Annotated in this window: 6 protein-coding genes; all 6 read right to left on the bottom strand. The window is 43.6% G+C overall.

The window, feature by feature from the left end:
- Positions 1 to 233: 233 nt before the first annotated feature.
- The 6 genes from FTU91_RS08560 to pilQ all read right to left on the bottom strand — a co-directional run bounded on the left by FTU91_RS08560 (position 234) and on the right by pilQ (position 11,308).
- The gene (locus FTU91_RS08560; protein ID WP_086197199.1) at positions 234 to 1,655 is read right to left on the bottom strand and encodes an FAD-dependent oxidoreductase; all 1,422 of its coding nucleotides are present in this window, start codon (positions 1,653 to 1,655) and stop codon (positions 234 to 236) included.
- A gap of 73 nt (positions 1,656 to 1,728) precedes the next feature.
- Positions 1,729 to 6,204: a glutamate synthase large subunit gene (gltB, locus tag FTU91_RS08555; protein ID WP_180081814.1), complete on the bottom strand. Its 4,476-nt coding sequence runs from the start codon at positions 6,202 to 6,204 to the stop codon at positions 1,729 to 1,731.
- Between the two features lie 452 nt (positions 6,205 to 6,656).
- Positions 6,657 to 7,502, bottom strand: a complete 846-nt coding sequence (locus FTU91_RS08550; RefSeq protein WP_180081812.1) for a hypothetical protein — start codon at positions 7,500 to 7,502, stop codon at positions 6,657 to 6,659.
- A 3-nt stretch (positions 7,503 to 7,505) separates the two neighbouring features.
- Positions 7,506 to 8,591, bottom strand: a complete 1,086-nt coding sequence (gene aroB / locus FTU91_RS08545) for a 3-dehydroquinate synthase (RefSeq protein ID WP_180081811.1) — start codon at positions 8,589 to 8,591, stop codon at positions 7,506 to 7,508.
- A 17-nt stretch (positions 8,592 to 8,608) separates the two neighbouring features.
- Positions 8,609 to 9,157: a shikimate kinase AroK gene (gene aroK, locus FTU91_RS08540; RefSeq protein WP_180081810.1), complete on the bottom strand. Its 549-nt coding sequence runs from the start codon at positions 9,155 to 9,157 to the stop codon at positions 8,609 to 8,611.
- Between the two features lie 36 nt (positions 9,158 to 9,193).
- Complete coding sequence (pilQ, locus tag FTU91_RS08535; protein WP_180081809.1) at positions 9,194 to 11,308, bottom strand: type IV pilus secretin PilQ family protein; 2,115 nt, start codon at positions 11,306 to 11,308, stop codon at positions 9,194 to 9,196.
- Positions 11,309 to 11,368: the final 60 nt, after the last annotated feature.

The raw sequence follows: 11,368 nt of genomic DNA, 5'->3' as shown, positions 1-11,368 counted from the left end.
TTCGCAAGAGATGCGATGGATGTCTGATTATTTGTAGTCATAAATTTAAGTCCCCACTTGTTTCTAAGTGGGGACTAAATTAAGGCTTATAGGATGAATTCAGAAGGTGTGTTCAGCGGACGCTTACTAACTAGGGTTAATTTATATAAATGAATCTCATCATTTCAGGGAATGCGTCACGGCAATAAAAAAACCCGCCGAAGCGGGTTTTTTTATTCATGTTTAATCTCTAATTAAACATCCAGATAATCAAGGATACCTTCAGCAGCCTGACGACCTTCCCAGATTGCAGTCACCACCAGGTCGGAACCACGCACCATATCACCGCCAGCAAAGATTTTCGGATTTGAAGTCTGGAATTTAAATTCTTGCTGTTCTGGCGCAACTACACGGCCTGAACCATCCAGATTAATTTTCACATCATTAAACCAATCAGCAGGACTGGTACGGAAACCAAATGCTAAAAGAACTGCATCAGCAGGCAAGATTTCCTCAGAACCCGGTACAGGTTCAGGGCTACGACGACCACGGCTATCTGGCTCACCCAATTGTGTAGTCACAAATTTAACGCCTGTTACTTTGCCGTTTTCACCGACAATTTCGATTGGCTGACGATTAAACTGGAATTCCACACCTTCTTCGCGTGCATTTTTCACTTCACGGCGAGAACCTGGCATATTTTCTTCATCACGGCGGTAAGCACAAATCACTGATTCAGCACCTTGACGGATAGAAGTACGGTTACAGTCCATCGCTGTATCACCACCGCCAAGTACAATCACTTTTTGGCCTTCTACACTGATGTATTCAGCAGGATCTTTTTCCCAGCCCTGGCAACGGTTAACGTTGGCAATCAGGAAATCCAGTGCATCATAAACACCATCCAGATCTTCACCGGCAAAACCGCCTTTCATGTACGTGTATGTCCCCATACCCATAAACACGGCATCGTAATCTGCAAGCAGCTGATCAATCGTAACATCAGTACCAATTTCAGTATTGAGACGGAATTCAACGCCCATTCCGGTGAAAATTTCACGGCGACGCTTCATCACGTCTTTTTCCATCTTGAATTCAGGAATACCGAACGTCAGCAAACCGCCAATTTCAGGACGTTTGTCGAATACCACCGGTTTAACACCGTTACGTACCAGAATGTCCGCACAGCCAAGACCCGCAGGGCCCGCACCGATGATGGCAACTTTTTTATCTGTCCACTTCACGTGTGACATGTCTGGACGCCAGCCCAGAGCAAAAGCAGTATCGTTAATGTATTTTTCTGCATTACCAATGGTCACTGCACCAAAACCGTCATTCAAGGTACAAGCCCCTTCACACAAACGGTCTTGCGGACAAACACGACCACACACTTCCGGCAGGGTATTGGTTTGATGGCACAATTCAGCTGCCTGGAAAATACGACCTTCAGCAATTAACTTTAACCAGTTTGGAATGTAGTTATGTACTGGACATTTCCATTCACAATAAGGGTTACCACAACCTAAACAGCGATGCGTCTGGTTGGCCGCAATTTCCGCTGTAAACGGTTTATAAATTTCCACAAACTCTGCTTTGCGGACAGTTAGATCTTTTTTCTCTGGCTCTTGGCGTGGGACATCCAGGAATTGAAAGTCATTGTTTAGGCGCTCTGCCATGTCTCTCTCCGTGGGTAGGTGTAGCCGGTTTATTTAGCTGCTACACCTGCCTATATATCTGCAAGTAGTGGAATTATTGTGGATCAGCTTTGGTTGTTTTCAAAAGCGTTTGCAAATTAGCAGCTTTTGGTTTTACAAGCCAGAATTTACGGCTGTAATAATCAAACTCATTGCGGATCTTGTACGCCCAAGCACTACCTGTCTCGGCAATATGTTCATCCAGAATGCGAAGCAAGAATTCTTGATGTTCTTCCATCACCTCTGTAGAAATACGGTTGAGCTCAATTAACTCATGATTGTAATGGTCAACAAAGTCGTTATCCAAATCAAGTACATAAGCAAAACCACCGGTCATACCTGCACCGAAGTTGTGACCCACTTTACCCAGTACAGTCACAATACCGCCAGTCATATATTCACAGCAGTGGTCGCCAGCACCCTCAATCACAGCAAACGCACCTGAGTTACGTACTGCGAAACGTTCACCCGCTGTACCTGCAGCAAACAGTTTACCGCCAGTCGCGCCATATAAGCAGGTGTTACCAATGATCGCTGTTTCCTGAGTCTGGAACGGTGAACCTTTAGGTGGGAAGATGGACACGCGACCGCCCGCCATACCTTTACCCACATAATCGTTGGCATCACCTTCAAGTTTAATATGTAAACCGCCAGCGTTCCATACACCTAAAGACTGACCCGCAGTACCAGTTAAATTAACTTTAACAGGATGTGCTTCCATGCTGAGGTTGCCATAGCGGCGTGCGATTTCACCAGAGATACGCGCACCGATTGAACGGTCACAGTTACCAATCGTGAAGCTATATTCACCGCTGACACCTGCTTCAATCGCTGGCAACATTTCTGCCACCATCTTCTCAGCCAGAATACCTTTGTCAAATGGTGCATTGCCTTGAACCTGGCAATATTGCGCCTTGCCTTCCGCTGCAGGATGGGATTCAAGCAATGCACTTAAGTCTAGATGAGCATGTTTTTCAGTTTCACCCGGCAACATTTCCAGCAAATCAGTACGGCCAATCAAGTCTTTCAAGCTTGCAACACCTAGCGCTGCCAGCCATTCACGGGTTTCTTCCGCAATGAAGTGGAAGAAGTTGATCAACATTTCAGGCTCACCAATGTAGTGTTCCTGACGTAAATGATCCTGCTGAGTTGCCACACCGGTCGCACAGTTATTCAGGTGACAGATACGCAGGTATTTACAACCAAGCGCGATCATTGGTGTTGAACCAAAACCGAAGCTTTCTGCACCTAAAATTGCAGCTTTTACGACATCTAGACCTGTTTTCAAACCACCATCGGTTTGTACACGGACTTTGCCACGCAGATCATTCACGCGAAGTGCTTGATGTGCCTCGCTTAGACCCAATTCCCACGGCGAACCAGCATGGTGAATTGAAGATAATGGAGAAGCTGCTGTACCGCCATCATAGCCGGAAATGGTAATGAAATCGGCATACGCTTTTGCAACACCGGCAGCAATGGTTCCTACACCCGGTTCAGATACCAGTTTCACAGACACCATCGCTTGCGGGTTGACCTGTTTCAAGTCAAAGATCAACTGTGACAAATCTTCAATCGAGTAGATGTCATGGTGCGGTGGAGGTGAAATCAGGGTTACACCCGGTACAGAGTAACGTAAACGTGCAATCAAGCCATTCACTTTACCACCCGGTAACTGACCGCCTTCACCCGGTTTTGCACCTTGCGCCACTTTAATTTGCAATACTTCTGCAGAAGTCAGATAAGCAGGTGTTACACCAAAACGGCCTGAAGCAATCTGTTTGATTTTCGAGTTACGGATGGTGCCATAACGCGCTGGATCTTCACCGCCCTCACCAGAGTTGGAACGACCACCAATGGTATTCATGGCAATCGCAATCGCTTCGTGCGCTTCAGGAGACAAGGCACCCAAAGACATCCCGGCAGAGTCGAAACGCGGCAGAATATCTTCTACAGATTCCACTTGATCAAGTGGAATTGAATTATCAGTTTTAAGTTTCAACAAGTCGCGAATGGTTGCAACCGGACGGTTGTTCACCAATTCAGCATATTCTTTAAAATCAGCATATTCACCTGAACGAACCGATTTATGCAAAGCATTGATCACATCCGGGTTAAAGGCGTGATATTCCTTGTCGAATACGAATTTCAGCATACCCCCCTGATCAATTGGCTTACGCGATTTCCACGCAGTATCAGCCAGTTTTTTCAAGTCATTTTCAAGGTCGGCAAAGGTTGCACCCTTAATACGGCTTGGTACACCTGTGAAGCATTTATTGACCACTTCTTCAGATAAACCAACGGCTTCAAATAACTGGCCACCACGGTAAGAGGCAACAGTCGAAATACCCATTTTAGACAGGACTTTCAACAAGCCTTTCTCAATCCCTTTACGGAAGTTCGCCTGTGCATGAATCGGGTCACCCAACAATTCACCTTTGGCAATCAGGTCATTGATGACGTCATAAGCCAGGTAAGGGTAGATTGCAGTTGCACCAAAGCCCAAGATGACTGCAAATTGATGTGGATCACGCGCCAGACCGGTTTCAACGATAATGTTGGCATCGGTACGCAGGCCGACATTGATCAGGTAGTGATGCACAGCACCTGTTGCCATGAGCGCATTGGCTGGCAAGAAACCTTGACGGATTTTCTTGTCTGAAAGCACCAATAAAGTTTTACCGTCACGAATGGCTTGAGCAGCCTCTTCACAAATACGCGTGATAGCAGCTTCCAAACCTTCAGTTTCTGCATAGTTCAAATCAATGTCAGCAATTTCATAACCTGGACGCCCAAGAGTACGAATTTGATGCATTTTGGAATTTGACAGCACAGGACTTGAGACAATCAGACGATCAGCATGCTCAGGGCTTTGCTCAAATACATTTTGTTCACGACCAAAACAGGTCTCCAGCGACATCACAATCGATTCACGCAGTGGATCGATTGGCGGGTTGGTCACCTGTGCAAATTGCTGACGGAAGTAATCTGATACATGGCGCACCTGGCGAGATAACACCGCCATTGGCGTATCATCACCCATTGAACCCACAGCTTCCTGACCGCTTTCTGCGATTGGACGAAGCAACTGGTCACGCTCTTCAAACGTCACCAGGAACATTTTTTGTGAGGCTTTTAGCTCGTCGCCTTTTAAGCCTTGATCACATAAATATTCTTCAAGTTCTGGGCTACCTTGTACACGTACAGAATTTTCACGCAACCATTCACGGTAAGGACGCATTTTTTTCAAATGATTGCTGACATCTTTGGTATCCAGCAATTTGCCAGTGAAGGTATCAATCACCAAAATCTGGCCCGGTCCTACACGACCTTTAGAAATCACATCTTCAGGTTCATAGCCCCACACACCAATTTCTGATGCAAGGGTAATGTAACCATTTTTAGTAATGACCCAACGTGCCGGACGTAAACCATTACGATCCAGCATACAGATGGCATGACGACCATCCTGGATAACCAAGCCAGCGGGACCATCCCAGGCTTCCATATGCTTAGAGTTGAATTCATAGAATGCACGCAGGTCAGCATCTAAAGTTTCAACATTTTGCCAAGCTGGTGGAACCAGCATACGCAGTGCACGGAACAAGTCCATACCACCACCGACAAGAATCTCAAGCATGTTATCCAGGCTTGAAGAGTCTGAACCGGTACGGTTCACAATCGGGTTAAGGTCGGTTAAACCTGGCAATAACGGGTTTTCGAATTTTGGTGTACGTGCCATAGCCCAGTTACGGTTTGCGGTAATGGTGTTGATTTCACCATTATGCGCAAGATAACGGAACGGCTGTGCCAAAGGCCAACGCGGTAATGTGTTGGTCGAGAAGCGTTGATGGAATACTACAATATGGGATTCCAGACGTTCATCTGCTAAATCAGTGTAAAAATCAGCAATCGCTTCAGGCATCATCAAGCCTTTATAGCTAATCACTGTAGAACACAAAGTCGTCACGTAGAATGATGGATCATTGCTTAACTGCTGTTCTGCACGACGGCGTGCCAGGAACAATTTACGGTTAAACTCAACTTCAGTCACACCCATCGGGCAATTGACAATAATCTGTTCGAATGCAGGTAAAGACTGCATTGCAATTTCACCAAGCGCATCATTATTGGTTGGGATAACACGCCAGGCTAAAACTGTAAGGCCTTCAGATTCAATCTCTTTAGCCAGTACTTGTTTAGAATGTGCAGCAATCGCCGGATCTAGATTTAAAAATACCGTACCGACAGCAAAAATTTCACTTAGAGTGATATCACTGAGTTTTTTGGCTTCTTCACGGAAGAATTTTTTCGGCATTGCCAAAAGCAGGCCACAACCATCCCCTGTCTTACCATCTGCGGCAATACCACCACGGTGTGTCATGCAGCTAAGGCTGTGCATAGCGGTTTTAACGAGATCATGGCTTGCATCACCCTGCATATGGGCGATTAAACCGAAACCACAGTTATCTTTAAACTCATCCGGTTGGTATAAACCTTGAGCGGGAGCTACAGTATTAGGCGATGGCATGTGCATAGCGTACCCTTCTTTCAACATGGCCCATAAAACGGGCATCTAACAATCAAATAACTTCTTTGCGATTTAGTCCAATTCACTCACATCAAGATCAATGTTGAGCAAAACTTCTTCATCCTGTCTAAGATAGTCTGATTTTGATCTTTGTACATGGATGAATTGCAAAAAATGTTTTGCTTCGTTTACGCACTCTTTTAAAGCAGGTAAATTTGACAATTTCGCACACTCATTGAATCTTTTCGCGCCAAAACAGGGACATTAACTCAATTCATGCACCAATAAAGCAAAAAATATGCCAATTTAAAAATTAGAGTGCTAAATGTTTTAAATATAGAAATATTAAAATTTCATTAACTTTAGATTAATTTTCAAGAAACATATTTCGCACCATATTTGTGCATATAAATAATTTTATAACTCAAATTGCTCTATTTTAGAACTATATTTTAAATAAATGGGTCATTAATTTCTTTTTCCGGAATCTTGTTTCCGCCTTGTTTCGGTGCAATATCCGCACCTGAATGTGACTGCTGGATATCTACCACATTACCCTGTTCATCACGCCGGGTTACGGTGGTGGTCGTGGTTGCATTTTTAGGATCAGTCTCAGCTGCAGCCGGCTTAGGCTTCGGCAAAACAAGCAAACTTTCATCCACTTTTGGCAAAGGGACTGATTTGAGATTGACTGCATACAACTTATGATTGCTGCCCATTTCATCTGCGCCCATGTCATTGACTAAAGAAACATAATTTTCAATATCCTGTACTTTGGGCTGAACAGTCTTGGGAAATTGTAGCGCTAATTGTTCTAATACATGTTGAGCTTCATCTTTATTTCGATAAATACCATAAAGAAGTACATATTGTTCAATCTGGTTCTCACCACTCAAACGAATATAAAAAAAGTTGTTGCGATTCGCCTGTTTTTTCAGAAAGCTTCGAATTACATCATCTTTAGTGACCCGAAACAATTCGATGGTACTTGCATTTTTATTCTCATTAATAAATTTGCTGCCACGAAATTCTGGCTCATAACTTCCTGTAGTCACCACACGTGTAGTCATTTGCAAAGGGCGCACCTCTTCCTGAAGCGCACCCAGCAGGCTGGTCGCAGCAACCTTTTCCGGCTGAATTTGCAGTTCAGATTCAGTTTCAGCAGACTTTTCTACCTCAACCAAAGCCTCACTGTCGGTAATCGCCCAAAAGATCAGTGCTGCAAACAGGCACACCATCCCACACACCAGCCAGATATAGTTTTGAATACGTTGCCATTGTGTCCGGAAGGTTGCCATGATTTATGCCTTTTCTTGATTCGCTAAAATCGCCTGTTTCATCAATTCCACATCAAATTCTTTGCTGATCACAGCCTGCCCGAGCGATTTCATCAGGACCAGACGTAATTGTCCATTCAGCACTTTTTTATCATGTGCCATATAGCCAAGAAATTCATCCAGTGGAATAGCTGGGCATTTTACTGGCAAATGTGCACGTTGAATGATTTTTTTTGTACGTTCCAGATCTTCCAGTGAAATCCAGCCCATACGCTGTGACAAATCAGCCGCCATCACCATACCAGTAGCCACAGCTTCGCCATGCAGCCAAACCCCATAACCCAGGTAAGATTCAATTGCATGACCAAAAGTATGACCTAAATTCAGTAAGGCACGTTCACCCTGTTCTTTTTCATCATTCGCCACAATGCGTGCTTTATGGGCACAGGAACGATAAACAGCTTCGGCCAGTAATTGCGCATCGCGCTCGATCAGACCATCCATATTTTGTTCAAGCCAGACCAGGAAATCACGGTCTCCCAGCAAGGCATATTTAATTACTTCTGCCAGACCCGCAGATAATTCACGGTCGGGTAAGGTCGACAGCTGCGACATATCAGCAAGTACAACCTGAGGTTGCTGAAAAGCCCCGATCATGTTTTTACCGAGTGGATGATTGATCCCTGTTTTCCCACCGACACTGGAATCAACTTGCGACAGCAGAGTTGTCGGCACCTGAATAAAATAAACGCCGCGCTGGAAACAAGCTGATGCAAAGCCTGCCATATCCCCAATCACACCACCGCCCAGAGCAAGCACGGTGGCATCACGGTTAAAACCCGCTTCCAACAAGGCATCAAAAATCAGGTTCAGGTGTTCAATATTTTTATATTGCTCACCATCAGGCAAAATACATGTTGCGACTGTTTTTCCCAAATGCTCGATTGCAGTCACATAATGTTCCAGATACAAAGGTGCAACAGTGGTATTGGTGACCAGCATGACCTGTTTTCCGCGAATATACGGCTCAAGCAATGATTGAGGATCCAAATCACTGCCAATAAAGATAGGATAACGGCGATCACCGAGTTCAACATGTAAAGTTTGCATGAAATTAAAACCGTTAATTAGACTAGCTTTGTTTCTTTAGAAACAATCATTTGTAGGATCTTTTGCGCTAAATCTCGAGCAGCGCCCTGATTTGTTTCAATAATATAATCTGCAATTTCACGATATAAAGGATCACGAACTGCTAATAAATCACGTAACTTTTGTTCAGGATTTTCAACTTGCAGTAAAGGACGGTTTTTATCCCGGTAAGTGCGCTGTAACTGGATTTCGACAGGAGTATAGAGGTAAACAACAATTCCGCGTTGTTTTAAAAATTCGCGATTAAGTGGCTGGGTTACTGCTCCACCACCTGTTGCAACAACCAAGTGTGAACGGGCTGTGAGTTCATCAATCACCATTGTTTCACGGTTACGAAATCCCTTTTCACCTTCTTTTTCAAAGATCCAAGGGATTGTCGCACCTGTTTTACGCTCAATTTCCTGATCACTATCAAGAAACTCTCGTCCCAACAGTTCCGCTAAATGACGACCAACAGTTGTTTTCCCAGCCCCCATTGGCCCTACCAAATAGACATTTGGTAGGGTTTCAAACTCATTGCTTGGCAAGGAGTCACCTATTTATTTTGCTAAGTTTAAAATATATTAATGATTTCTTGAAACACTGTCATTAACAATTCGTGGTGTAACAAAAATCAAGAGCTCTCGCTTGTTATCCGACTTCACATCTTTACGAAATAAACGGCCTACGTAAGGAATATCACCCAAGAATGGTACTTTGGTTTGAGCATTACGTGTCTCTTGTTCAAAAATACCACCAAGTACCACAGTTTCTCCATTATCAACCAAGACATTGGTATTGATTTGATTTTTATTAATCGTCAATTGACCGGTAGGTGTTGGGTTTCCTGGAGTATCGCTAGTAATGTTGAGTAGCATTTGAACTTTACCGTCAGGTGTAATACTTGGTGTTACATCCAAGCTCAGTACAGCATCAATAAATTCAGTGGTTGAAACTGCATTTGCACCACCACCTTCCGATGATTGATATGGAATCTGTGTACCAGATGAAACTTTAGCCATCTGTTTGTCTGCAGTTAGGACTTTAGGTGTGGAAATCACTTCCCCATAACCATCTGCTTGTAAGGCTGAGAGCTCCAAATCCAGCATAAAATCAGACAAACTGATTAAACCGAAAGCAATACGACTCGCACCTTGACTGGTGACACCTAAATCCACATTTAAGTTCTGTGGACGTTGAATCGTATATTTACCCTCATCATCCGGTGTTTTTAAATCCCATAAGGTTGTATCACTACCGCCAACCAACAAATCATTGTTTTGATTAATACCTTGCGACAATATACCCCACTTCACGCCCATTTCTTTACTAAACTCTGTGGAAGCACGAACAATACGCGCTTCAACCATCACTTGCTTGACTGGAATATCGAGCAAATCAACCATTTTTCGGATTTTATCAATATGTTGAGCCGTATCATTAACAATTAGGGTATTAGTACGTACATCAGCTGAAACTGAACCACGTGAACTTAATAAACTTTCACTAGAATTATTATTATTGTCACTAGCAGAATTACTATTATTCGATGATTTTGTTTGGGTAATCAACTTTTCAATATCAGCAACCTTTGCATAGCTGAGTTGCATATACTCGGTCTGTATTGGTGCCAATTTCACACTTTGCGCAAGTGCTTTGGCTTCTTCCTCTTCAGCCTTAATCAATTCCGATACTGGCGCAATCCAGATGACATTTCCGTTACGGCGCTTATCCAGATTTTTGGTTTTTAAAATAATATCTAAGGCCTGATCCCATGGTACATCTTTTAAACGCAGGGTAATATTGCCTTGTACACTATCCGCAGCCACCATATTGATGCCAGTGAAATCTGCCAGCAATTGCAGTACACGACGTACTTCAATATCCTGAAAATCTAAAGAAATCTTTTTCCCTGTATAAGCATTTGCGGCTTTAGGTTTAAGCGGATTCTTATCTTCAGGACGTTTTAAGCTGATAGTCAGTTTGTTATCCGTCTGATAAGCCATATATTCATAACTGCCAGAAGTTTGAATGGTAATCACGCCATTGCCACCATTATTGGTAGCATCGACCGTAGATACTGGAGTTGCGAAATCATTGACATTTAAACGACGTGCCAAGTGCGTTGGAACTTTATTACCTAGAGTTCGCACCACCACTTTACTGCCCTGTTGTTGTACATCTACCGGAGTATTGCTCCCCAATAAATCCACAACGATTTGACCTTCCCCCTGACTGCCGCGCTGGAAACCAATATTGGAAATACCTTGCGCAGCTTTTTGGGTAACAACTGGCTGAGAGGTAAATGCATTCGCAGCTGCAGAATTAATTTTTAAAATAAAAGTATTGCCTTCGACACGCGTGGTAAAGGCACCCGCTTCAGCCAAATTCACGGTTAAACGTGAACGTTGGGCATCAGAACTCACATCGATGGAAGTGGCTTCTTTCGTTGCAACGGGAATACTATTTTGTTTTAAATTTTGTTGGGCTTTATCAAAATCAAGAATTAGACGTGAAGGCTTCTCTAGTTGGTAAGCCTGAGGTTGTGGCGGCAAACCGTTAAACATCACACGAATTTCTGTACCTTGACCTGCAATCTGCATCGGTACAATATTGGTCATACTCACCTGTGCATTTGCAACCTGCATGATCGCGATCGCAACGGCACCCATAGAAAATTGACGAAACAAATGGTTCATTGTATTGCCATCCCCAAATATAAAATCTTTAAACCTATTATTCATTTTTATTCCTTTTAA

The sequence above is a fragment of the Acinetobacter sp. YH12201 genome (assembly GCF_013418145.1).
GTDB lineage: Bacteria > Pseudomonadota > Gammaproteobacteria > Pseudomonadales > Moraxellaceae > Acinetobacter.
The sequence above is the reverse complement of the archived record's forward strand: the minus strand, read 5'-3'. Positions and strand labels throughout refer to the sequence as shown.

Coding starts and splice junctions, on each gene's coding strand:
- FTU91_RS08560 (WP_086197199.1), bottom strand. CDS start 1,655: ATGGCAGAGCGCCTAAACAATGACTTTCAATTCCTGGATGTCCCACGC.
- gltB (WP_180081814.1), bottom strand. CDS start 6,204: ATGCCATCGCCTAATACTGTAGCTCCCGCTCAAGGTTTATACCAACCG.
- FTU91_RS08550 (WP_180081812.1), bottom strand. CDS start 7,502: ATGGCAACCTTCCGGACACAATGGCAACGTATTCAAAACTATATCTGG.
- aroB (WP_180081811.1), bottom strand. CDS start 8,591: ATGCAAACTTTACATGTTGAACTCGGTGATCGCCGTTATCCTATCTTT.
- pilQ (WP_180081809.1), bottom strand. CDS start 11,308: ATGAACCATTTGTTTCGTCAATTTTCTATGGGTGCCGTTGCGATCGCG.